The sequence below is a fragment of the Rhodococcus sp. JS3073 genome (genome assembly GCF_026810085.1).
GTDB classification, from domain to species: domain Bacteria; phylum Actinomycetota; class Actinomycetes; order Mycobacteriales; family Mycobacteriaceae; genus Rhodococcus_F; species Rhodococcus_F wratislaviensis.
This window is the reverse complement of record NZ_CP113951.1, coordinates 2,851,701-2,873,954: the sequence shown is the minus strand read 5'-3', so window position 1 is coordinate 2,873,954 and position 22,254 is coordinate 2,851,701. Positions and strand designations below refer to the sequence as shown.

General features: G+C 65.9%; 18 protein-coding genes. 8 read left to right on the top strand and 10 right to left on the bottom strand.

Annotated elements, in window-relative coordinates; all coding sequences use genetic code 11:
* From OYT95_RS12865 to OYT95_RS12845, 5 genes are all read right to left on the bottom strand, one after another.
* On the bottom strand, positions 1 to 1,701 hold the full coding sequence (locus OYT95_RS12865) for an ABC transporter permease (RefSeq protein WP_128639964.1): 1,701 nt from the start codon (positions 1,699 to 1,701) through the stop codon (positions 1 to 3).
* On the bottom strand, positions 1,701 to 2,864 hold the full coding sequence (locus OYT95_RS12860; protein ID WP_112301288.1) for an ABC transporter ATP-binding protein: 1,164 nt from the start codon (positions 2,862 to 2,864) through the stop codon (positions 1,701 to 1,703). Before OYT95_RS12860 ends, OYT95_RS12865 begins: the two co-directional genes overlap by 1 nt.
* The gene (locus tag OYT95_RS12855) at positions 2,861 to 3,676 is read right to left on the bottom strand and encodes an SDR family NAD(P)-dependent oxidoreductase (RefSeq protein WP_128639963.1); all 816 of its coding nucleotides are present in this window, start codon (positions 3,674 to 3,676) and stop codon (positions 2,861 to 2,863) included. Before OYT95_RS12855 ends, OYT95_RS12860 begins: the two co-directional genes overlap by 4 nt.
* Positions 3,673 to 4,710 carry an ABC transporter substrate-binding protein gene (locus tag OYT95_RS12850; RefSeq protein ID WP_268791618.1) on the bottom strand — a complete coding sequence of 346 codons (1,038 nt, stop codon included), beginning with the start codon at positions 4,708 to 4,710 and terminating at the stop codon, positions 3,673 to 3,675. Before OYT95_RS12850 ends, OYT95_RS12855 begins: the two co-directional genes overlap by 4 nt.
* 79 nt (positions 4,711 to 4,789) lie before the next feature.
* Positions 4,790 to 5,485 (bottom strand): alpha/beta fold hydrolase, encoded by a 696-nt coding sequence (locus tag OYT95_RS12845; protein WP_268791617.1) that lies wholly within the window; start codon positions 5,483 to 5,485, stop codon positions 4,790 to 4,792.
* Positions 5,486 to 5,592: 107 nt separating this feature from the next.
* On the opposite strand from OYT95_RS12845, the gene OYT95_RS12840 reads away from it, so the two are divergent.
* The 4 genes from OYT95_RS12840 (at position 5,593) to OYT95_RS12825 (ending at position 11,918) form a co-directional block, all read left to right on the top strand.
* Positions 5,593 to 7,527 (top strand): oxidoreductase, encoded by a 1,935-nt coding sequence (locus OYT95_RS12840; protein WP_268791616.1) that lies wholly within the window; start codon positions 5,593 to 5,595, stop codon positions 7,525 to 7,527.
* 108 nt (positions 7,528 to 7,635) lie between these two features.
* Positions 7,636 to 8,505, top strand: coding sequence for a branched-chain amino acid ABC transporter permease (locus OYT95_RS12835; protein WP_268791615.1), 870 nt, complete (start codon positions 7,636 to 7,638; stop codon positions 8,503 to 8,505).
* A 4-nt stretch (positions 8,506 to 8,509) separates the two neighbouring features.
* Positions 8,510 to 11,074 carry an ATP-binding cassette domain-containing protein gene (locus OYT95_RS12830; RefSeq protein WP_268791614.1) on the top strand — a complete coding sequence of 855 codons (2,565 nt, stop codon included), beginning with the start codon at positions 8,510 to 8,512 and terminating at the stop codon, positions 11,072 to 11,074.
* A gap of 46 nt (positions 11,075 to 11,120) precedes the next feature.
* Complete coding sequence (locus tag OYT95_RS12825) at positions 11,121 to 11,918, top strand: SDR family NAD(P)-dependent oxidoreductase (RefSeq protein WP_268791613.1); 798 nt, start codon at positions 11,121 to 11,123, stop codon at positions 11,916 to 11,918.
* An 84-nt stretch (positions 11,919 to 12,002) separates the two neighbouring features.
* Here OYT95_RS12825 and OYT95_RS12820 read toward each other — a convergent pair whose 3' ends face one another.
* The gene (locus tag OYT95_RS12820; RefSeq protein ID WP_268791612.1) at positions 12,003 to 13,163 is read right to left on the bottom strand and encodes an ABC transporter substrate-binding protein; all 1,161 of its coding nucleotides are present in this window, start codon (positions 13,161 to 13,163) and stop codon (positions 12,003 to 12,005) included.
* Positions 13,164 to 13,408: 245 nt separating this feature from the next.
* On the opposite strand from OYT95_RS12820, the gene OYT95_RS12815 reads away from it, so the two are divergent.
* The gene (locus OYT95_RS12815; protein WP_268791611.1) at positions 13,409 to 14,752 is read left to right on the top strand and encodes an FAD-dependent oxidoreductase; all 1,344 of its coding nucleotides are present in this window, start codon (positions 13,409 to 13,411) and stop codon (positions 14,750 to 14,752) included.
* A gap of 21 nt (positions 14,753 to 14,773) precedes the next feature.
* On the opposite strand, the gene OYT95_RS12810 is transcribed toward OYT95_RS12815, so the two are convergent.
* Together OYT95_RS12810 and OYT95_RS12805 are read right to left on the bottom strand one after the other, a co-directional pair.
* On the bottom strand, positions 14,774 to 15,247 hold the full coding sequence (locus OYT95_RS12810) for an ArsR/SmtB family transcription factor (RefSeq protein WP_268791610.1): 474 nt from the start codon (positions 15,245 to 15,247) through the stop codon (positions 14,774 to 14,776).
* Positions 15,244 to 16,332, bottom strand: coding sequence for a serine hydrolase (locus tag OYT95_RS12805; protein ID WP_268791609.1), 1,089 nt, complete (start codon positions 16,330 to 16,332; stop codon positions 15,244 to 15,246). The genes OYT95_RS12810 and OYT95_RS12805 overlap by 4 nt, the downstream gene beginning before the upstream one ends.
* A gap of 138 nt (positions 16,333 to 16,470) precedes the next feature.
* Between OYT95_RS12805 and purD the strand changes: the two genes are divergently transcribed.
* A complete protein-coding gene (gene purD / locus OYT95_RS12800; RefSeq protein WP_037230664.1) occupies positions 16,471 to 17,724 on the top strand; it encodes a phosphoribosylamine--glycine ligase in 1,254 nt (417 codons plus the stop codon).
* Positions 17,725 to 17,796: 72 nt separating this feature from the next.
* On the opposite strand, the gene OYT95_RS12795 is transcribed toward purD, so the two are convergent.
* Both OYT95_RS12795 and OYT95_RS12790 read right to left on the bottom strand, forming a co-directional pair.
* On the bottom strand, positions 17,797 to 18,549 hold the full coding sequence (locus OYT95_RS12795; protein ID WP_112301277.1) for a 3-hydroxybutyrate dehydrogenase: 753 nt from the start codon (positions 18,547 to 18,549) through the stop codon (positions 17,797 to 17,799).
* Positions 18,546 to 19,934 carry an MFS transporter gene (locus OYT95_RS12790; protein ID WP_112301276.1) on the bottom strand — a complete coding sequence of 463 codons (1,389 nt, stop codon included), beginning with the start codon at positions 19,932 to 19,934 and terminating at the stop codon, positions 18,546 to 18,548. Before OYT95_RS12790 ends, OYT95_RS12795 begins: the two co-directional genes overlap by 4 nt.
* 131 nt (positions 19,935 to 20,065) lie before the next feature.
* On the opposite strand from OYT95_RS12790, the gene OYT95_RS12785 reads away from it, so the two are divergent.
* Both OYT95_RS12785 and OYT95_RS12780 read left to right on the top strand, forming a co-directional pair.
* On the top strand, positions 20,066 to 20,974 hold the full coding sequence (locus tag OYT95_RS12785) for a LysR family transcriptional regulator (protein WP_268791608.1): 909 nt from the start codon (positions 20,066 to 20,068) through the stop codon (positions 20,972 to 20,974).
* 23 nt (positions 20,975 to 20,997) lie between these two features.
* Complete coding sequence (locus OYT95_RS12780) at positions 20,998 to 22,164, top strand: pyridoxal phosphate-dependent aminotransferase (RefSeq protein ID WP_128639955.1); 1,167 nt, start codon at positions 20,998 to 21,000, stop codon at positions 22,162 to 22,164.
* Positions 22,165 to 22,254 lie beyond the last annotated feature (90 nt).

Below are 22,254 nucleotides of genomic sequence, written 5' to 3'. Positions count from 1 at the left end.
TCAGAGATTGCTCAATACGTTTCGGCCGCCGACGAGCATCGCGATCACGACACCGATGCTGGTCACGGCGGTCATGAGAAGGGCCATCGCGGCCACCAGGGGGTAGGAGCCGTTCTCCCACAGGTCGAACAGCAGCGTACCCATCACCTGTGTCGTGGCGGCACGGACGAGCAGTGAGGCGGCGAACTCGTGGGTCAGCAGGATGAACATCAACGCGACGGAACTGAGCACGGTGGGCCTCATCAGCGGCAGAATCACCCGGATGTTGGTGACGAACGGGCTCGCACCGCTCGTTGCCGACGCCTCGGCATAGGTCTCTCCGAGTGACAGCATCGCCGTCATTTGCATTCGGGTCGAGAAGGGCACCATCAGCACGATGTAGACGAGGATGATGACCGCTTTGGTCCCGTAGAGAATCAGCGGAGGCTGGGTGTACGTGAGCAGGAACCCGACGCCGAAGATCACCGCTGGAATGCCCAGGGGGAGAGCGGTGATGACGTCACCGATGGTTGCCAGCACCCTGTGTTTGCGACCTCGCACGAGCAGCGTGGCGGTGAGGTAACCGATCGGCACGCAGATGGCGACCGCCACCACGGAGGTGAGGAGACTCGTGTACACCGAGTCGACGATGCTCGCTGTCCGGAAAAGCGCCCGGAAGTTGTCGAGTGTGAAGAGATTCCAGGACAGTGTCTCCGACCAATAGGGAGACACGGCGACGATGGCGAGTCCGATCAACGGAACGACGAGTGCGAGCATCGCGTATCCCGAGATGCACACGGCGGCCCACGCCGAACGACCGGTATTCGGTGCGAACGCTTTTCCCCCGTGAGTGACGAAGCGTGACTGATTACCGAGAAGCATCTTCTGCGCCAGCACGACCACGACGCCGAAGATGACGAGCGGAGAGCCCGCCGCGGCTGCAGCGGCGAAGTCCGCCGGCGACTCGGACACCCGCCGATACATTTCGGTGGTGAGGACTTTCACGCCGGTGTTCTGTCCCAGCAGGAGCGGTCCGGTGAATTGGCCCAGACCGAGAAGCAGCGCAATGCCACCGCCGTACACCAGGGAGGGGCGAAGCAGCGGGAGCACTACACGAAAGAACACCCCGAGCGTCGACGAACCGCTGATCTGTGCTGCCTCGAGGTGCTCGGAACTGATGTTCTGCATTCCCGCGCTGACGAAGAGGTAGACGAAGGACGTGAGTCCGAAACCCGTGAGAATGATGATCCACGGTGTGCTGTAGACGTCGATCGGTCCGGAGTCCACGTGGTTCCACCAGGGAAGCTTGCGCAGGAGCGCGTTCAGATACCCGGGTCCGGGGGAGAGGAGAAATGCCCACCCGACCACATTGGCCACCGCCGGCATCACGATGGGCAGGATGGGGACGATCCTGAGAAAGCTCAGCCGGCGTGGCAGCCTGGTCGCCGCGAACGCAAGAATCGTTCCCAGGACCATGGCGATGGCGAGTGACGAGACAGCGAGCGCGATGGTCGTCCGGATGGTTTGGCCGATGTCGTACCGGCCGTACTGGGCTTGATATCCGCGACCGCCGTCCTCGAACGCCAGCGACTGCAATCGGAAGAGCGGTAGCACGACGAGATACGCCAGAACCGCCAGCAGCGCGCCGTACCCGAGCCGGGTACGCCACACCGTACTGACGACGAACGGACGTGCGCCGCGGCTCACCGCAACCGTAGCCATCACGCCTCCGATCGGGCGGCCTGGGCGAGCACGGGAACCTGGAGATCCACGTGGCCGTCCGGATGCGGAAACACTCGCAGCTTGGTGGGCGAGAAGCTCACCACCAGAGGAGATCCGATGGCGGCACCACGCAACCAGCGTCCGTGCAGTTCCGCATCTGCGCGGACGAACAACTGCTCACCTCCGGCATCGACCGTCACGTCGAAATAGCGGCCTCCGTACTCCGAGGTGACGAGATCGCCGACGAAGCCGACGTCACCCGCACGGACCTCGTCGAGTGAATGATGAAGTGCGAGGTCGTCGGGCCGGAGCCTTCCCAGAGCCGTATCGCCGCTGATGTAGTCGCCTTGGACTCCGGCCGCGTCGAGATCGACGGGAGCCCCCGCTCGCGTGGTCCACCCCTCGTGCCGGCGGACGAGTTCGAGCCGGTTCGCCATCCCGATGAACGCCGCGACATAGTCGGAGGAAGGGGTCTCGTAGACCCGCTCCGGGGTGTCGTACTGTTCGATCTTGCCCGCCTTCATGATGGCGAGTCGGTCACCGAGCGCAAACGCCTCGGCCTGATCGTGGGTGACGAATACGGCAGTGAAACCCAGTCGTTGGTGTAGTTGATGAATCTGAGACCGCACCTGATCACGCAGCCGCGCATCGAGATTGCTCAGGGGTTCGTCGAACAGCACAAGGTCGGGTTGGGCGACCAGGCCGCGGGCCACGGCTACTCGCTGTTGCTGTCCACCGCTGAGCTGGGACGGATACCGGTCGAGCAGGGCGCCGCAATCAACCATGCCTGCTGCGGTCTCGACCTGTCCGGCGGCGATGGCGCTCTTCATCCCCCGAACCTTCAAGGGGTACCGGATGTTTTCTCGCACCGTCATGTTGGGCCACAACGCGTAGGACTGGAAGACCATGCCGATGTTGCGCTTGTACGCCGGAACGTTGATACGGCTCGACGCATCGAACACAGTGTGGTCCTTGAACGTGATCGACCCGCCTTCGGGTGTCTCGAGACCGGCGATGCATCGTAACGTGGTCGTTTTCCCGCAACCGCTGGGGCCGAGCAGGACGAGAAATTCACCGTCCTGAATGTCGAGGTCGAGTTGATCGACGATGGTGTTGGACCCGAAGGTCTTGGTCAGGTTGGAAACCCGGAATTGCGATGTCACCTTGGCACCTGCTTGGTTGCGAGTGGGTTGTCGAGGGTTGGCTGCGGGCGCTTCGGAGTCCTGGCGCCCGCGGAGGTTCCGCCGTCGATCATGAGATCGGAGCCGGTGATGTAGCTGCTGTCCTCGCACGCGAGAAACAGGATGGCCTTCGCGACCTCGAGCGGTAGACCCCGGCGTTGCAGCGGAATGCTTTTCACATACGCGTCCATGTCGTCGTCGGCGAAGTCGGCACCGGCGGTGATTGCCGTCTCGATGCTGCCCGGGCAGACCGCGTTGACCCGGATATTCGATTCCGCGAACTCCAACGCCGCAACGCGTGTCAAGGCACGAACACCGAACTTCGAAGCGCCGTACGCTCCGAGCTCGGCAGTCGCGAGGACGCCACGCAGCGAAGACAAGTTGACGACGGACCCGCCGGTGGTCATCGCGGCGCCTGCGGCTTGCAGACCGAGGAAGGTGCCCACGAGGTTGAGGTCGATCATGCGTCGTAGATCTGCGAGCGACGTCTGCATGATGGACGCTTTGGATGCGGCGCCCGCGGAGTTGACGAGAACACGCATCGAATGCCCGCGATCCGCCATGTCGGTGGTGACGCGCGTCCACTGGGATTCGTCGGTGACGTCGAGGTGCCGGTAGTGCGCTCTCGCACCGATTTTCGCCGCGACACTTTCGCCCAGCTCGTCGTCGACGTCGCCGAGGTAGACCGTGGCCCCGTGGGCGTGGAAGAGTTCCGCGGTCGCGGCGCCTATTCCTCGTGCAGCACCGGTGACGAGTGCGCAGGTGTCACGCAGTCGCCCGTCGTTGGTTGTCACTGGATGAACCTCTGTTCCCAGCCGGACTGGTATTCGGTGAGTGATTCGGGCGTCAGATCGGACGGGTTGGGCAGCGCGATGTCCTGGGCTCGCGCGACGCTTCCTTCGATGTCGGGAAGGGCGCTCGCGTAGCCGAGTGACAGCGCCTTCTGGCCGGCGGGGGTGGCCATGAAGTTCGCCAGCACCTGTGCCGCATTCGGGTGCGGCGCCGCGGACAGTGCGTGTGTGAACCAGGGGGTCCCCCACGGAGGGGACGGCAATGCCCAGTCCACCGGTGCGCCCGATTCCTTTTCCCGCACCAGGGGTTGCACCACGGGGGTCGCGACGATCTCGCCGGAGGTCAGGGCCTGAGCGACACCCAGTGCGCTCGGGTAGATGCGTGGTTTCAGTTCCGCGAGCTTCTGAAGATAGTCGGCGCCGAAGTTCTTCTCGAAGAATCGGTAGAAGTCGACGTACGAGGCGATACCGGACGGGTTGACGATTCCGATCTTGCCCTTCAACGCCGGGTCGAGGAGGTCTGCCGGCTTCTGCAGCCCTCCCGGAAGTGCTGTCGTGTTCCATCCGAGAGAGAACACCGCCGCACTCGTCAGGAAGAATTTGTCGGAAATGATGCTCTTCTGCGGTTCGTACTCCGGCGCATCGAATGCCGGGCCGACGAGATCGGTCGAGTAGGTGCCCGATTCGGCGGCCGTCTCGATCCACGCGGCGTCCGTCAGCATGTGCACGTCAGCGGTACCGCGCTTCGTCTGATTCTCGACCTCGACCTTCGGGTTGATATCGGCGTCGGTTCCCCGGACGTATTCGAGGGAGATCTCGGGATACTCCTGCTCGAAGGCCACTTTCAGAGCGTCGAGATTGGCGGGGTTCTGGCTCGAGTACAGCAGCACGCTGCCTTCGCCCTTAGCGGCTGCGACGACGTCGTCCCATGTGCCGGACACGGGCCCACTGGAACCGGAACCGCCGGATCCACAAGCGGCCGAGGCGAAAGCGGCGACCACCGCGACGGCCATCAGCTTTATCGGCATACTTCTCATGGCATGAAAGCCCTTCCGGTATCGGTTCGACGAATGCGAACCCGTGTGTTCGGTGATGGATGGAGGAGTCGAATGAGGCCTACGACGCGACACCGTTGAGCAGCGCGGCAACGCGATCGGGGATCGTGACCATGGCCATGTGACCGGATTCGAGAAAGACGGTGTCGCCGCCGACGAGGGCAGCCGACCTCTCCTGCAGTTCGGGTGGATAGCAGGTGTCCTTGGTCAAACGTACGTATGTACGGGGTATGTCGGCGCGGAGACCGGACAGATCGACGGACTCGGTGAGTAACGCGCCGCAATCGTCGACCAGCTGGTCGATCATCCAGTCGGTCTGCTCCGCGTCCATGTCGTTGCAGAGCATCGCGGCGGCGCCCATCGGATCCTGGCGATACACACCATCTTCTATCGAGGCTTCCACCGCGGCGCGGACGCCCGGGTCGATCTGGTCGATCACTCGCGTCCCGTCGGGCGGGACGACGGCGGAGAGGAAGACGACGTGCCGTAGTCGGTGCGCGAGTGCCTGTATGACCCGAGGGGCCGTCACTCCAGCGAAAGAGTGTGCGACGAGGACGACGTCCTCGAGGTTTGCCGCCTCCACGTCATCGATGACGGCGGCAGCGCAGTCGTCGAGAGTGACGGACCGTGGGTCGATGGAGCGTCGTCGTCCCCGACCTGGGAGATCGACTGCGAGAGTGGCACCTTCGAGCAACGGGAGAAGTGGTCCCCAGCAGGAGGCACCCATTCCTGCGCCGTGGACGAGAACGAACGACATGATGCTCCTCAGCAATTGAACTGATATCAGTTTGAATGTAGGGAAATCGCCGTGTGATGTCAATCACCTGATAACATGAACTGAATCCAGTTCACTTAGGAGGTTGCATGACGACTCCACGTGCGGCGCGGCCGCTCCAGCTAGGCCCGATTCGGCTGGCAAACCGGCTCGTCGGTACGCCGCACGCCTCGGGAGCCGTCGCCGGCGGCATCCCCTCACGCGGCGACGACGACTACTGGCGGCGCTGCGCGGCCGGCGGTGCCTCGATGCTCATCGTCGGCGGCACCGTGGTGTCGCCTGGTTCGACCAATCGCAACGGCAACATCACCGAGGCCTGGCGTCCCGAAGTCCTCGCCGGCCTGGAGGCTCGGGCGCGGGCGATCACCGAGGAAGGAGCCATCGCCGCCTGCCAGCTGGTGCACCTCGGACGCGAAACGCTCGGTGCCGAGATGTGGAGTCATCCCGTCGGGCCGTCCGCTGTCCGCTCGCCCCGCGAACCGACGCGACCGCGCGCCCTCTCCGGCGCCGACGTCGAGGGGATCGTCGACGCATTCCGCATATCCGCTGTCCACGCCTGGTCGGCCGGCTTTCCCGTCGTCGAACTGCACGCGGCCCACGGATACCTACTTGCGCAATTCCTCTCACCGAACACGAACCTCGGCCGAGATGCCGCGACAACGTCTCAGCGGACGCAACTCCTCGACCGCATCGCCCGTGCGGTCCGCGACGCCTGCCCCGGTATCGTCCTCGGAGTCCGCGTCTCCGCTGACGGCAGCGACGAGGCCGGCCTGAGCATGGACGGACTCTGCGACGTACTGCCGTACCTCTCCGATTTCGACTACGTCAACGTCACGGTCGGCGTCCGCAGCACCTACGTCCGGGACATGGCTGTCACCGACCCGCCGCTGCTCGATTCGGTCGGACAGTTGCGCGCCGCCGCAGTGACCCCGCTGCTCGTGTCGCAGTCGTTCCGGACCGGTGCGTCCATCGAAACCGCGCTGCAGTCGGGTGCCGACCTCGTCGGTATGGCACGACCGCTGATCGCCGACCCGGACTTCCCGCGGAAGATACTGACCGGCCGCGAGGCGTCGATCCGCCCGTGCGTGTCCTGCAACGAGGACTGCCGGGCATTCGACCCCGTCCTACTGTGCTCGGTCAATCCCGACCTCGCGCCGCCGGGTCATTCCGCACGTCCCGCCTACCCCCTGACGCTGGGGCCCACGCGCGGGTCGAGAGAGCGGAGACGGATCGCCGTCGTCGGTGCCGGTCCCGCCGGGCTCGAGTGCGCGATGCGGCTCGGACCCGACCACGACGTCACGCTCTTCGAAGGGCGAGAGCGGATCGGAGGCCAGCTGGCGACAGCGGCAGACGCGCCACACCGCAGCGGCTGGCGTCGCCTCCTCGACTACTACTCCGACAACATGCCGAAGGTCGCAATCCATCTTGCGCGCACCGTGAGCGCCGTCGAACTGGAGAACTTCGACGACGTAGTGCTGGCCGTCGGTGCCGTGGAAGAACTGCCCCAGACGTTGGCGGGAACGGCGTCCGTGCTCACCTCTCACGCCCTGCTGGGTGGGGGAGAAGCTCTTCGCGGGGCCGGCCACGTCGTGGTGGTCGACGACGGATTCGGGCTCTGGCCCGCAGCGAGCACCGTCGAAGCGGCGCTTGCCGCGGGTGCCGACCGCGTGACGGTTCTGACGCCCGCCGCGGCCTTCGCCTCGGGTCTTCCGGCGGAGGGCCGGGTGCAGTACCTGCGTCGGCTGTCGGGCAAACCGGTCGACGTGCGCGTGCTGTCGTCTCTCGTCGCGGTCTGCGACGGTTCGGTCGAATTCGAGAACACCCTGTCGGGGCAGAGGACGCGTCTCGACGTCGACCGGGTGGTCGTGGCCGGTGAGCGACGCCCACGCGACTGGTCGCAACTCGCACCGGACAACGCACGCGTGCACGTCATCGGCGACGCGCTCGTGCCGCGCAAGGTCGCACACGCCATCTCCGAAGGCCGTGCCGTCGCCCGTGAGTACTTGTTAACCGCCCGCGGTTAAGAAGTACTCACGGGGACGGAAGTGTGGTTGCGCTCACACCCAAGGTCCTTTAAGTTACTTGAACTGAAGTCAACTCAATTTGATATCCGGCCGCCCCTCGGAGGCATCGTGGACCAGTTGTTCATCACTTTGACCACCGGCATCGCCAACGGTGCCGTGTACGGTCTCATCGGACTCGGATTGGTCATCATCTTCCGATCCACCGACGTCATGAATTTCGCAATGGCGTCATTGTCGACCCTCGCCATCTACGTTGCCCTCAGCGCGTACGGGGCCGGCGTGGGCATTGCTGTCTCACTGGTGGTCGCAGTGGTCTTCGGAGCTCTCAGCGGAGTCGTGGTGCGGGAAGCACTGATTCGACCGCTCGGGCAAGGGAAGCTCTTCGCTGCGCTCGTCGTCACAATGGGGCTGTCGATCATTGTCGAGCATCTGATCGGCCACTACTGGGGTGAGCAGCCGCGTCGATTCCCGCAGCTCGTCGACGGCACGATCTCGATCGGCAACTCGAACCTGATGCTGCAGGACATCGCCACGATTCTCCTCGCCGCGGTGGCCGTGTCGGCCATTGCGTATCTGTTCACCCGTACGCCGGTCGGATCCGCGATGCGCGCGGTCGCCGAATCTGCTGAGACCGCGGAGATCTTGGGCATCAACGCGCACAAGGTCGCGCGGATCGCCTGGGCACTCGGCATGGCGCTGGCGGTGCTGGGTGTCTTCTTGTACGCCACGAAGACCGGGGTTTCGCCGGTGATCCTCGCCCCCGTGTTGTTCCGTGCCTTCGCAGGCATCCTGCTCGGTGGCCTCACAAGCATGTACGGCGCGGTCATCGGTGGGCTCGTCATCGGTGTCCTGGACAACCTGGCCGCAGCCTATATCTCCGCCAGCTTCCGAGACACGTTCGTCTTCTGCGTGGCGGTGCTCGTGCTGCTCATCCGTCCCCAGGGCATCTTCGGCCGCCAAACCTTCGAGAGGGTCTGATTCCATGGTCACACAAGATGACTCGGCGCAGCGTCCCGGACGCTCTGCCCAGCGCCTGTACGGCGCCGCTCAGTTTCTCGGCGGACCGGCTGCGGCGATCCTGACGATAATGATGCTGTCTGCCGGACTCGTGCCCGGCTACCAGATCTACACGGTCGGACTCGCTGCGGTGTACGGACTGATCGTCTTGTCCATCTCGTTATTGGCCGGGTGGACGGGTATCTGGTCGATCGGGCATCCCGCAATGGTCGCGATCGGCGCGTATGTGACCGCCTACGGCAGCGGTAACGGTTGGGGACTGGCCTTCACGTCCGTTGTCGCCGTGGCTTTGTGCGCAATGCTGGGAGGCTTCCTCGGGTTCGCCGGCTCCCGCTTCTCCGTGCTGTACGTCGCGCTTCTCACGTTGGCGTTCACATTGGTGACTCTCGAAATCATCGGTGCGTGGAAGAGCGTCACCGGCGGCGACCAGGGAGTGCCGGTCGACGCATTCGACACCGCGCTCGGCGAACTCGTTCCGTCATCCGACGCAGTCACCTACCTTTCCGTGGGAGTCCTCGGTCTCGCTGTGGCAGTGTCGGTGTTCCTGCGCCGCACGACCATACGTATGCGCATGGTTGCGGCCAAGACACACCCACTGGCGGGCAGATCGATCGGTATCGCTCCCGAATTGCAGGCGAGCCTCGGTTTCGCGATCAGCGCGGGTGTCGCCGGCTTGTCCGGTGTGCTTCTTGCCTTGCTTTCGGGCTTCATCAGCCCGGAGGGCTTTTCGATGGTCTTCGCGGTCAACCTGATTGCCGCGACCGTTCTCGGCGGGACCGGCAGCGTGATCGGAGCCGTTCTCGGTGGTGCGTTCCTCGCATCCGCACCAACTCTGGCGTCGTCGCTGTCGATCGACCAGCCCTACCTGATCGGGGGTGTCCTGATTCTCACCCTGCTGTTTCTCGCCGATGGAATCGTCCCGACGGCCGGGAGAGTGCTGCGCCGATTCGTCCCGCTCACCCGTGCACTCGGCCACCCCACGCTGTCCACCTCCCAACCGGGCCTTCTCGACACTGCGGGATCGGTTCCGGACACGCGGGCCGATACCGCCGCGGCGGCCGTGCTGAAAACGGAGGCACTCGGTGTTCGATTCGGTGGCCTTCAGGCCGTGCACAACATCGACCTCCGCGTAGATGCAGGTGAGGTGCTCGCGATCATCGGGCCGAACGGCGCCGGCAAGACCACCTTCGTCAACGCCCTGTGTGGCCTGATCGGTGGCGGTGAACTCGTGGGGACAATGGAACTCGGTGGCCGGCCCCTGCACGGCGTGCGGGCGACGCGTCGACGCTCGCTCGGCCTCGGCCGGACTTTTCAGCATGCTGAGCTTTTCGCTGAACTGACCGTTCTCGAAAATGTCAGTGTCGTCAACCGTTGGGGGCGGCGCGCCGATCGCGACACGGCGTTGGAGGTCCTCGAGAGTGTCGGATTGGCCGACCACGTGCACCGACTTCCCGCAGAACTGCCGTTCGGGCTGCAGAAACGGGTCGATCTGGCCCGTGCGATCGCGGCGCTGGCCGACAACCCACGATTGATCGTGCTCGACGAACCATTCGGTGGCCTCGACGCCGACGAACGTCACACCCTCGCCGACCACATCCGCCGGCTCTCGCATTCCGGCACCTCCGTCGTCATCATCGACCACGTCCTCGACGACCTGTTCTCCGTCGCAGATCGGGTGGTGGCGTTCGACTTCGGCGAGCTGATCGCCGATGGAAACCCGGACACCGTCCTGCAGAACCAACTGGTCCGCGACTCATATCTGGGAAACACCGACACCACACTGATCGCACCCGACATCGATCGCACGGAGGCGCCGTTGATCTCCGTGCGGGGGATCGAGCACCACTACGAGGGTGTGCAGGCATTGTCCGGCATCGATCTCGACGTCCATGCAGGCGGAATCCTCGGCATCGTGGGCGCGAACGGCGCCGGCAAGAGCACGCTGGGGCGGATCCTGCACGGCGATCTGCAGTCGACCGGCGGCACCCGGACAGTCAATAGCGCAGACGCACTGCGGCTCAGCCTGGTTCCCGAGGGGCGCGCCTTGTTCCGCACCCTGTCGGTGCGCGAGAACCTCGAGGTCGCGGCGTATGCCGCGGGGATCTCCGGCCGTACGCTGCGCGATCGGCTCGACGAGTTGCGGCAAGGCCTTCCCGAACGGGTCCGCACCCGCATGGACATACCGGCCGGCTCGCTGTCCGGCGGCGAACAACAGCTTGTCGCCATCGCCCGGGCGCTCATGGCCGACCCCGAAGTTCTGATCCTCGACGAACCTGCGCTGGGTCTGTCCCCGGCGATGGTCGACGAAGTGTATTCACAGGTGAACGACCTGGCGCGCCGGGGCATTACGACCATCCTGCTGGACCAGTCGCTCGCCCGCGCGCTCGAAGCCTGCAGCGAGGTCATTGTTCTGCGCCAAGGTGAGGCCGTCGCGCGCGGCAACAGCAGTACTCCGGGCTTCAGCCGCATCGCCGAGGCTGCCTACTTCGGTACAGACATCCCTGCAGTTGTCGGCGAGATCGACCGGTGACTGCAGTGCGCTCGATCAGGCTCTGACGAAGGGAATACCGACGAAGATGGACAGAACAGCAGGACACGGCAGATTCGAGGGCGCGGTTGCCCTGGTCACTGGAGGCGGATCAGGAATCGGAGCGGCCGTCGTCGCGCAACTCGTCGGTGAGGGAGCTGCCCGCGTCTACGTGGCCGACATCGTGGTCGAGAATGTGCGCCGACGGTACGGGGACGACTCCACGACGGTCGCACGAGGGGTCGACGTCTCGGACCCGGAGGCCGTCGATGCCGCGATGGCGGAGGTCCTCGACGCCGAGGGGCGGCTCGATGTCGTCGTGCACGCCGCCGGCGTCGACGACGCGGAGTCCAAGAAGATCATCACGGAGGCGACCGCCGCCGGCAGACCGATCGACCTGACGGCGAACCTCACTGATGCGCAGTGGCGCCGAGTGATGTCGGTCAATCTGGACGGAACATTCCATGTCGTTCGCGCCGCCGTACGGGCGATGAAACCGAAGGGCGGTTCGATCGTCGTGATCGGCTCGTCCTCAGCGTTCGATACCTTGACGGGATACCCGCACTACGCGGCGTCGAAAGCTGCTGTCCATGCCTTCTGCCAGGCTGTCGCCAAGGAGGTCGTGGCGTTCGGTATCCGACTCAACCTCGTCGCTCCCGGCCCGACGGAGACCGGGATGGCCGCTCGCACACCAGAAGAACTCAAAGTGCAGTGGGTCAACAACACACCGGTGCCGTACGCGACCCCGGACGAGATCGCGGACAATGTGCTGTTCCTCGCTTCGGAGCAGGCCAGAAACGTCGTGGGTGCGGTGCTACTCAGCAACCGTGGACGGTTCACCGTCTGACTGGTCATCCGAGCGGAACAGGAACACGGTATTCGCTACGAGCGCATCCAGGTCGGACTCGTCGGCCTGGATGCGCTCGACGTGTTACTGCGGTGACACGAAGTCTCCGATGGGAACGAACTTGCCGCCCTCTACCTGGACTCGGACCACGCTGTCGGTACCGAGGTGCTCATCCGCACCGAACGTGAGCGGAGGCATCACGCCGGTGTCGAGGGTGCCGCTCGTGACTATCGCGTCGGTGATTGACTTGGACGTGATCTCGCCGTCGATGCTCGCGAGGACCTGAGCAAACGCTTTCGCCGAGCCATAGGTTGCCAGCGAGTAGAAATCGGGCTTCTCGCCCGGCTTGTACTTCGCAAGCGCTTGTCGGTATTCCTCGACCTCAGGGTTATCGGCGGTGGGCGGCAGCGTCAGTGACACGGCGCGGAACCCTTCCGCGTTCGTACCTGCGAGGTCGAGCAAGCTGTTACCCACCGTGGGGGAGTAGCCGTAACTGGGAATCTTGACACCCTGCAGAGCCATCTCGTTGAGGTACGCAGCGGCCTCCTGGATCGGCAGGATCGTCAGGACTGCATCGGTTGCAGCCGAACGGATCTGGGACACGAACGGGCTGTAGTCCGTGGTACCGAGCTTGACCTCCACCGTCGAGACCTCCGCGCCGGCCTTCTCGAGTTCGGTCGTGGCGACTGCGCCCACATTGACGAACGCTGCCGGATCGTTGCGGATGATCGTGACCTTCTTGGCACCCTCGTGGAGCGCCCACTGCGCGGCGGCGCGCGCCTGGTTCTCGTAGAGCGTCTGGCTGCCGAACAAAGCGTCCCGCGGCGGGTCGTACCAGGCGGTGGAGCCGCCGTAGGTTCCGAAAATGGGTATGTCGTTCTGTTCGAGCACGAATGGAAACGTCGCCTCCGTGGTTGCCGTGCCGTTTGCGTTGACGATCGCGACAACCCGGTCGCGAGAGACCAACTGTCGAGCCACCTGAATCGTCTGCTGTGGGTCGAAAGCGTTGTCGACCGGGGTCCACTCGACGGGGCGACCGTGGATTCCCCCAGCCTCGTTGAGCTGATCGAAGAACGCGTGGGTGCCGGCTTCCTGGGGCAGACCCCCCGAGGCCTGTGGCCCCGAAAGGGGAAGCCATGCGCCGAGTTTGATCGGCCCGCCGGCATCGCCCTCGCCGGCTTGTGTTCCGCATGCCGTCAACGCCGTGGCGAGGACTACACCGACTGTGAGAAGGGTTTTCCGCACATCCACTCCTTGAATTGAGTTCAGTTCAAAATATGCTATCGAGGAATTGTTGTGTCGGCAATCACATCGCGGACCGAAATGTGGATTCCTACCGGTGGTCGATGTCGTCACGGGGCGTGGCGGGGGGTAAGGGGGCGGGGGTGATTGTTCGTTGCAAATGCGCCCACCAATGCTTGAACTGACTTCAGTTGAGGAACTACGGTGTTGGGTGACAATGCAACTGTTCGCACTATGAGGAGCACCAGATGCCAGGAATCGACACCGATCTACTCGTCATCGGCGCCGGCATGGCCGGGTTGACCGCGGCGGCTCGGGCGGTGGCCGGAGGACGGTCGGTCGTCGTCGTCGAGAAGTCTGCAACGATTGGCGGGTCCGCCCAGTTCGCGGGATACGCGTGGACTGCGCCCTCACACGAGGTCATGGAAGAGGTCAACCCGAACGGCGACCCCGCACTACGTCGGGCGCTCGTCGACCGATTTGCGGACGGGATTGCCTGGATCCGCTCGCTCGGCATCCAGTGCGCCGATGCGGTGACAGTTCTCCGTTACGGCACGGGCCACCAGTTCGACACCAACGGATACATCGACGAGTGTCGTCGGCGAATTCGCGATCACGGCGGTGAGTTGTACATGAGCGCCGAGACCCTGTCGTTGCTCACACAAGACGGCGGAGTCATAGGTGCCCGTGTGCGCCTGGCGACCGGAGAGGAATGTGAGATACGTTCCCACGCGACGATTCTCGCGACCGGGGGATTTCAGGCGAGTCCCGAACTGTCCGGTGAGCACATCCATCCCGCCGCGACCGAGATGCAACTGCGCTCGAATCCTACGAGTGCGGGTGACGGACTACGTCTGGCCGAGGCCGTCGGGGCTGCCTCCGGCACGGACCGGTCCGGCTTCTACGGGCATCTCATCCCGACGGGCGTGCGTTTCCGCGACACGGCCGACTTCGTCGCGCTGTCGCTCTACTACAGCGAGCATGCGCTGCTGTTCAATCTCGACAACCGTCGTTTCACCGACGAGACCGTCGGTGACCATCTGACCACGATGGACCTGCTGGAGCAGCCCGAGTCGCGTGGATTGCTCGTCGCCGACGCACGGGTGTACCGCGAGTGGATCACCGGCAGCTACGTCGAGGGCGCCGCGGCGCTCGACAAGTTCGACCTCGCGCAGCGCCGGGGTGGGCGGTGCGGAATCGCCGAGAATCTCGACGAGTTCGCCTATCTTCCCGAGGAATGGGGCTACGACGGTGCCGCGATCGCGGATCAGATCCGGGCACTCGACGCGGCAGGTCCGGACAGTCGGCCACCGCGTCGCTACGACTCGCAGGCACTTGATGAGGGGCCGTACTACATCGTCGAGGCATGCCCGGCGCTGACATTCCCCTTCCACGGCATCCGCATCGACGAGCATGGCCGTGTCCTGAATGCGAAGGGCGAAACGATCAGCGGACTGTTCGCGGCCGGGTCGGATACCGGCGGCCTCTACAACCGCGCGTACACCGGAGGTATCGCCCCTGCACTGGTGTTCGGCCTGGCCGCCGCGGATCGAGCGGTGGCCGACCTCACCCCACCTGTGAGTACTTGTTAACCCCCCGCGGTTAACAAGTACTCACAGGGGGTGTTCCCCGACATCCGCTGCGGCGAGGGTGATGACCAGCAACGGCACCACCTTCGCCGCCGCGATGCGGTAGTGGTTCCTCGACTCCTGCTCGACGATGCGTGCGCCGCCGAGGGCGCGCAGGTGGTGGTAGAGCTGACCGGGCGAGGACAGCCCGACCGCGGTCTGCAGCTCGGCCGCCCCGGCAGGACCGCGCAGCAGTGTGCGGACGATCTCGAGTCGGGTCGGATGTCCCAGGGCGGCGAGCACATTCGATACGGCGGTGGGGGACAGGTCGAGGGTGGCGCCGGCGTCGTAGCGGATCGTCCACTGGATCTCGCCGCCCAGGTCGACGGTGCCCTGATACCCGATCTGTCCGAGGCTCTCGCCGACGTCGGCTGTCGGGGATTCGGCGGGCCGGGCCGCTTCGAGGGCGTGGACGCGCGCCTCGAGGTCGGCCAGCCGGGCGTCGTACTCGTCGTTCACACGGCACAACTTAGCTGCGACGCCGTGTCGGGATCGGTCATCGCCTCGAGAAGCAGCTGCTGGTGTGCGAAGTTCCCGCCGATGACGTTCAGGTAGTCCTCGCTCGACAGGTGCGACGTCAGCAGCACCGCGGTGGCGACGGTGCCGTCGGAACGACGGATCGTCATCGCTTCGGTGACGACCCCCGGAAGGTTGCCGCCCTTGAAACCCAGGCCGTCCAGCCCGGGTGGGGCGGGCTGCCATTCGAGGCGTTCCCGCGCGACGTCGGAGCCGGGGCCGAAGTCGCCGGTCGCGATCGCGCGGTGCAGCGAGGCCAGGCCCGCGGCCGAGCCCGTCACCCCGGATTCCTGCACCCGGGCCGTGACCGCCGGAAAGTCGTCGCCGGGCGCCATCCGCATCACCTGTTCGCGGTAGGCGCCGTCGTGCGCGTAACGCTGGGCGGCGTCCCACCGGGCATCCCGCGACATCGCCGGGTCGAGGAGGGCGATGGTCGAGCCCAGCAGGGTCGGCACCTCCAGGTCGTCCCAGCCGCCCTGCGCGGCGGCGTCGGCGAGGGCGGCGTCGCCGAGCCGGTCGCGCAGATAGTCGGGGACGGCGTTGTCGCTCTCCTGGATCATCGCGGTCACCATCTGTTCGAGCGGGACCGTGGCGTCCGGATCGGTGACGCCGAGCCGCTGCAGGGCCTTCGGGTGGGCGCCGCCGTCGGTGTTCGGGAGATACCAGCGTTCCCACTCGGACAGCGGTACCGGTTCGGCCGGGTCGAGTTCACCCGACGCGACGGCCCGCGCGTAGGCGGCCAGGTGCACCACCTTGATCGCGGACGCCAGCGGAACGGTGTCGGCGGCGCGGTGCTCGACCGTTCGGCCGCGACCGTCGTCGACGACGAAGGCGACGTCGTCGGGGCGGGAGCCGACGTATCCGACCCATCCGGAGGCGGTCGTGATGTCGGCGGGCGGCAGGGGTGCGCATACGGCCGGCGGCGCTGCCTGCTCGCTGGAGGAGGCGGCGCCGTCATCGGTGCTGCACGCGCCCAGGCTCACCGCGACCGCGACTGCTGCTGTGATCGTGCCCAGCTTCCTGGTCATCGAGTAGATCCCTCCACCTGTGAAAATTCGATAATTCGGAATTGCGGAATTATAGAATCACGGTAGCCCGAACCGGCGGGACTGTCGAGACCGCACGCTCCGAACAACCCGTTCGGCGGGGCCCGTAGGCTGACACCCGTGCGCGTACTCGTTATCGGCTCCGGAGCCCGTGAACATGCCCTCCTTCTCGCCCTCGCCCGCGATCCGGGTGTCAGTGCCCTGATGTGCGCGCCCGGCAATGCCGGGATCGGCAAGATCGCCGAGCAGCACCCCGTCGACATCGCGTCCGGGGAGGCGGTGGCCGCCCTCGCGAAGAAGCTCGACGCCGACCTCGTCGTGGTAGGCCCCGAGGTCCCGCTGGTGCTGGGTGTCGCGGACGCCGTCCGCGCGGCGGGCATCGCCTGCTTCGGCCCGTCGGCCGACGCCGCGCGCATCGAGGGTTCCAAGGCATTCGCCAAGGACGTCATGGCCACCGCCGGCGTGAAGACCGCGCACAGCGAGATCGTCGATTCGCCCGCCAAGCTGGACGAGGCGCTCGACCGCTTCGGTCCCAACTGGGTGGTCAAGGACGACGGCCTCGCCGCAGGCAAGGGCGTCGTGGTCACCACCGATCGGGACGCCGCCCGCGATCACGCGGCCGAATTGCTCGAGAACGGTCACCCCGTTCTGCTCGAATCCTTCCTCGACGGTCCCGAGGTGTCGTTGTTCTGCGTCGTCGACGGCGAGACCGTCGTGCCGCTGCTGCCTGCCCAGGATCACAAGCGCGTCGGAGACGGCGACACCGGACCCAACACCGGCGGCATGGGCGCCTACACGCCGCTGCCGTGGCTGCCCGAACAGACCGTGACCCAGATCGTCGACGACGTCGTCAAGCCCGTCGCGGCCGAGCTCGTCGCCCGGGGCAGCGCCTTCAGTGGCCTGCTGTATGCCGGTCTGGCGATCGGCAAGGACGGCCCCGCAGTGGTCGAGTTCAACTGCCGTTTCGGCGACCCCGAGACGCAGGCCGTACTCGCACTGCTGAAGAGCCCGCTCGGCGAACTGCTCAATGCGGCGGCCACCGGAACGCTCGATCAGGTCGCGCCGCTCGAATGGCAGGACGGCTCGGCGGTGACCGTCGTGGTCGCGGCCGAGCACTACCCGGCCACCCCGCGCACCGGTGACGTGATCACGGGCGCCGACGGTGAGGGTGTCCTGCACGCAGGCACCAAGCTCGTAGACGATCAGGTGGTCTCCGCCGGCGGACGCGTGCTCAGCGTGGTCGGAGTCGGAGCGGACCTCGACGAGGCGCGCGCCGACGCGTACTCCAAGATCTCCGCGATCAAGCTGCCGGGAAGCCACTTCCGCAAGGACATCGGTCTGGCCGCTGTCGAGGGACGCATCGCCATTCCCTGAGGTCGAGGAACTCCGACGACTGACAGGCGTGCACCCCCGGAACATCCGGGGGTGCACGCCTTTATCGTCACGTCAGCGGGCGGTCCATCCTCCGTCGATCGTGTAGGAGGCGCCGGTGACCATGCCGGCGTCGGCGGACGCGAGCCACGCGACGAGGGACGCCACCTCCGACGGTTCCACCAGTCGCTTGATCGCGCTCTCGGTGAGCATCACCTTCTCGATCACGTCTGCCTCGCTGATGCCGTGCACCTGTGCCTGATCCGCGATCTGCTTCTGCACCAACGGTGTCAGCACGTAACCAGGGTTGACGCAGTTGCTGGTGACGCCGTGCGGGCCGCCCTCGAGAGCCGTCACCTTCGAAAGTCCCTCGAGTCCGTGCTTGGCGGTGACGTACGCGGCCTTGTACGCCGAGGCGCGGAGCCCGTGCACGGACGACACGTTGACGATGCGCCCGAATCCCGTGGAATACATGTGCGGCAGGGCGGCACGGATCAGCAGGAAGGGTGCCTCGACCATCAGCGTCTGGATGCGCCGGAAGTCCTCGGGGCGGAATTCCTCGATGGGACTGATGGTTTGGATACCGGCGTTGTTGACCAGGATGTCGGTCTCGAGCTGCAGCTCGGTGAGCGGATCGGTGTCGAGGAGGTCGACGTGCCACGCGGTTCCGTCGATTTCGTCGGCGAGGCTCTTGGCGGCCACGTCGTCGAGATCGGCGACCGTGACGTGGGCTCCGCGTGCGGCGAGCGTCCGGGCGCAGGCTGCGCCGATCCCGCTGGCGCCGCCGGTGACGAGCGCGGTGCGTCCGGTGAGGCTCTGCTCGGTCATGCGGGGACCCCGTCCTTCGCGCCGGCCGCCTTCTCGTCCGCCAGGATCTGGGCGTCCGCCGCGTCGATCGATTCGAGCGAGATGCCCTTGGTCTCCCGGGCGACGATCACGGCGACGACGGTGACGAGGCACGCGATCGCCAGGTAGATCGCAATCGGAACGGACGAGTCGTACTTGCTGAGCAGGCTGGCCGCGATGATCGGCGCCAGCGAACCGGCCACGATCGACGTCACCTGGTAGCCGAGGGAGACACCCGAGTACCGCATGCGCGTCGGGAACATCTCGGCCATGATCGCGGGCTGGCCGGCGTACATGAAGGCGTGGAACACCAGGCCGATGATGATCGCTCCGAGGATGACGGCATTGTGCCCGCTGTTCATCATCGGGAAGGCGAAGAAGCCCCACGTGCCCGCGGTCAGCGCGCCGATCATGTAGACGGGACGCCGGCCGATGGTGTCGGACAGCCGCCCGACGAGCGGGATCACCGCGAAGTGCACGGCATGCGCGATCAACATCCACCAGAGGATCTGCGCGGTGTCCGTGTGAACGACCACCTTGAGATAGGTGATCGAGAACGTGACCACCAGGTAGTACATGACGTTCTCACCGAAACGCAGGCCCATCGCCGTCAGCACGCCACGCGGGTAGCGCTTGAGCACCTCGAAGACGCTGAACGACGTCTCCTTGATGTGCTCCGCTTCCTTCTGCGCCTGGATGAAGATCGGGGCGTCCGTGACCTTTGTGCGGATGTAGTAACCGACGAGGACGATCACGGCCGACAGCCAGAACGCCACACGCCAGCCCCAGCTGAGGAATGCCGCGTCGGACAGCGTCGTCGTCAGGATCAGCAGGACGACGGTCGCGACGAGGTTGCCCGCAGGCACGCCGGCCTGGGGCCACGACGACCAGAAGCCGCGGGACTTGTTCGGGCTGTGCTCGGCCACCAGCAGCACCGCGCCACCCCACTCGCCGCCGACTGCGAATCCCTGGATGAAGCGGAGGGTGACGAGCAGGGCCGGGGCCCAGTACCCGATCTGGCCGTACGTGGGCAGGCAGCCCATCAGGAACGTGGCCGTGCCGACGAGGAGCAGGCTGAACTGGAGTAGTTGCTTGCGGCCGAACTTGTCGCCGAAGTGACCGAAGACGATGCCGCCGAGAGGCCGGGCGACGAAGCCGACGGCGTAGGTGACGAATGCCGCGATGATCGCGTCGAGTTCGTTGCCTCCGGCCGCGAAGAAGACCTTGCTGAACACGAGCGTCGCCGCGGTCCCGTAGAGGAAGAACTCGTACCATTCGACGACGGTGCCGGCCATGGACGCGCCGACCACCTTCTTCAGCCCGGACGGCGGGGCTTCCTTCGCGTGCGCTGTTTCGTCGACGCTCATCTGTCGCTCCTCGTTACACTCCGTACCCCGTTGTGACTGGGGACACAGTTCATTGGTCCTGCCGAGTATTGATGCATATTTGTGCGCACACAATGACGCAACCTGCAGTCGGCATGTGCAAATATGCAGAGATGAGCTCTGGAACAGCCCTGCCCAGCGCCGACGACCTGCTCGTACTGCTGGCAGTCGGGCGAACCGGCCGCTTCAACACCGCCGCCGACGACCTGGGTGTCAACCACACGACCATCTCGCGTCGGATCGCGAGTCTGGAGAAAAGCCTCGGCGGCCGGGTACTCGTGAAGGCCGCGGGCGGGTGGGAACTCACCGACCTCGGGCGGCAGGCGCTGACCGCGGCCGAACGCGTGGAGGCCGCTGTCCACGGGCTCGTCGCCGAACCAGGCCGCGCCGACCACCTGAAGGGCGTGGTCCGGGTGTCGGCGACCGACGGGTTCAGCGCCTACATCGCGGCACCCGCCGGCGCACTGATCCGCAGCAGACACCCCGAGGTGTCTGTGGAGATCGTCGCGATCACCCGACGGGCCTCACAACATCGCTCGGGGCTCGACATCGAGATCGTCGTGGGCAAGCCGCAGGTCCACCGGGCGGAGGCACTGTGGCTGGCCGACTACACCCTCGGCCTGTACGGCGCGAGGTCGTACCTGTCCGAACACGGCACACCGAGACAGGTGGGGGATCTGGCCGATCATTCACTCGTCTACTTCATCGACTCGATGCTGCAGGTCGACGAACTCGATCTCGCGCGCCGCCTCACCGTGTCCATGCGCGAATCGGTGACGTCGACCAACGTGTTCGTCCACGTCGAGGCCACCCGGGCGTCGGCGGGCATCGGATTGCTGCCGTGCTTCATGGCCGACCGCCACGACGACCTCGTGCGGGTGCTGCCCGGGCAGGTCGAGGCCACGCTGGCGTACTGGCTCGTCGCGCGACCCGAGTCGTTGCGCCGACCGGAGGTCGCCGCGGTGGTGGGGGCGATCCGGGAGACGGTGGAGTCGCAGCGGGACGCGTTGGCGGGGCAGTGAGCGCGTCACGCTAGCGTCAAGGGGTGCGTCCCGAATCCCAGCGGTCCAACATCCAGACCTTCCACGTGATGGACGTGTGGAAGGCGGCCACCGAGCGTCAGCGCACACACGGTGACGTGCTGACGCTCGCGGCGGGGCAGCCGTCCACTCCCGCACCGCAGCCGGTGCTTCGCGCCACGCGGGAAGTGCTCGACGGGCACCTGCTCGGCTACACGGAGACGTTCGGGATCCTGCCGCTGCGGGAGGCGATCGCCGGATACCACTCCGCCAAGTCCGGTATCGACGTCGACGCCGAGGACGTCGTCGTGACCACCGGATCCTCGGGCGCGTTCACGCTGCTGTTCCTCGCCGCCTTCGACGTCGGCGACACCGTCGTGGTGGCCCGCCCCGGCTACCCCGCATACCGGAACACGCTCGCCGCGCTCGGCTGCGACGTCATCGAGATCGACTGCGGAGCGGACACCCGGTTCCAGCCGACGGTCGCGATGCTCGACGCCCTGCCCGAGCCGCCGGCCGGACTGATCGTGGCCAGCCCGGCCAACCCCACCGGCACCGTCATCGACCCCGACGAACTGGCCGCCCTCGCCCGCTGGTGCGACGATCACGGGACGCTGCTGATCTCCGACGAGATCTACCACGGCATCGGGTACGGCGAGCAGGCGATGACCAGCTCCTGGGAGACGTCGCGCGAATCCGTCGTCGTCGGATCGGTGTCCAAGTACTTCTCGATGACGGGCTGGCGGCTGGGCTGGATGCTGGTCCCCGAGGGACTGCGCCGCGCGTTGCAGCGCCTGGCCTCGAACATGACCGTGTGCCCGCCTGCCATCTCCCAGTACGCGGCGATCGCCGCGTTCACCGAGGAATCGAGGGCCGAGCTCGACGGCCACGTCCAGCGCTACGCCGTCAACCGGGAGCTGCTGCTCACCGGTCTTCCGGAACTGGGTATCACCGACCTGGCGCCCGCCGACGGCGCGTTCTACGTGTACGCCGACATCGGGCACCTGCTCGGCGGATCCCACGGCGCGACGTCGACGGAATGGTGTTCGCGACTGCTGCAGGACACCGGTCTGGCACTGGCCCCGGGCATCGATTTCGACACCGTCCACGGCGACCGGACGGTCCGGCTGTCGTTCGCCGGATCCACCGCCGAGGTCCGCGAATCGCTGGTGCGCCTGAGTCGCTGGCTGTAGCCGGAGTTTCCCGGCCACGGCTCTTGCGGCGCCGCCGCCGCAGTTGTTCGATGGACTTGGGCGCACTGCGTGTTCGGGCGTGCCAGGCAA

Excerpts from the sequence above, each read along its gene's own strand:
- OYT95_RS12785 (WP_268791608.1), top strand. The coding sequence starts at position 20,066 with ATGAGCTCTGGAACAGCCCTGCCCAGCGCCGACGACCTGCTCGTACTG.
- OYT95_RS12795 (WP_112301277.1), bottom strand. The coding sequence starts at position 18,549 with ATGACCGAGCAGAGCCTCACCGGACGCACCGCGCTCGTCACCGGCGGC.
- OYT95_RS12865 (WP_128639964.1), bottom strand. The coding sequence starts at position 1,701 with ATGGCTACGGTTGCGGTGAGCCGCGGCGCACGTCCGTTCGTCGTCAGT.
- OYT95_RS12850 (WP_268791618.1), bottom strand. The coding sequence starts at position 4,710 with ATGAGAAGTATGCCGATAAAGCTGATGGCCGTCGCGGTGGTCGCCGCT.
- OYT95_RS12825 (WP_268791613.1), top strand. The coding sequence starts at position 11,121 with ATGGACAGAACAGCAGGACACGGCAGATTCGAGGGCGCGGTTGCCCTG.
- OYT95_RS12805 (WP_268791609.1), bottom strand. The coding sequence starts at position 16,332 with ATGACCAGGAAGCTGGGCACGATCACAGCAGCAGTCGCGGTCGCGGTG.
- OYT95_RS12840 (WP_268791616.1), top strand. The coding sequence starts at position 5,593 with ATGACGACTCCACGTGCGGCGCGGCCGCTCCAGCTAGGCCCGATTCGG.
- OYT95_RS12845 (WP_268791617.1), bottom strand. The coding sequence starts at position 5,485 with ATGTCGTTCGTTCTCGTCCACGGCGCAGGAATGGGTGCCTCCTGCTGG.
- OYT95_RS12830 (WP_268791614.1), top strand. The coding sequence starts at position 8,510 with ATGGTCACACAAGATGACTCGGCGCAGCGTCCCGGACGCTCTGCCCAG.
- OYT95_RS12815 (WP_268791611.1), top strand. The coding sequence starts at position 13,409 with ATGCCAGGAATCGACACCGATCTACTCGTCATCGGCGCCGGCATGGCC.
- OYT95_RS12790 (WP_112301276.1), bottom strand. The coding sequence starts at position 19,934 with ATGAGCGTCGACGAAACAGCGCACGCGAAGGAAGCCCCGCCGTCCGGG.